General features: G+C 39.1%; 1 protein-coding gene. It reads left to right on the top strand.

What is annotated here, in order from left to right:
• A partial coding sequence (locus H5232_RS23755; RefSeq protein WP_182798529.1) for a T6SS immunity protein Tdi1 domain-containing protein occupies positions 1-350 on the top strand: 350 nt, incomplete at both ends.

Raw genomic sequence — 350 nt, 5'->3', positions numbered from 1 at the left:
ACCCCGTTTGAGCAAGATGATATTTATTATGTTATAGCGCGTAATGCCTGGGGCAATTTAAAACTCTACGGTGAGAAAACCGGACATTCTGTGGAAATCAGCCCTTACCTTAATTGGATGCGAACGAAAAAAGGAAATCAGCAAGATATTGAAGCTGGCAAGGCTAACCAAACTGCAAAAGATTTTATAGCACTGCAAGACCCTGAGCGACTTGATATAAAAAATAACCAAAAGAAACCACTTTTTCCTGCGGCATTAAAAAAACATGGCCCACTCAATGCTGATGAAGTGTACGGCTTTGCGCCATTTTTATTTATGGGTGGCGAGAAAAAAATCAAGAATATTGAAAA

The organism is Pseudoalteromonas sp. SG41-5 (genome assembly GCF_014164495.1).
In the GTDB taxonomy this organism is placed as follows: domain Bacteria; phylum Pseudomonadota; class Gammaproteobacteria; order Enterobacterales; family Alteromonadaceae; genus Pseudoalteromonas; species Pseudoalteromonas rhizosphaerae.
The sequence above is the reverse complement of the archived record's forward strand: the minus strand, read 5'-3'. Positions and strand labels throughout refer to the sequence as shown.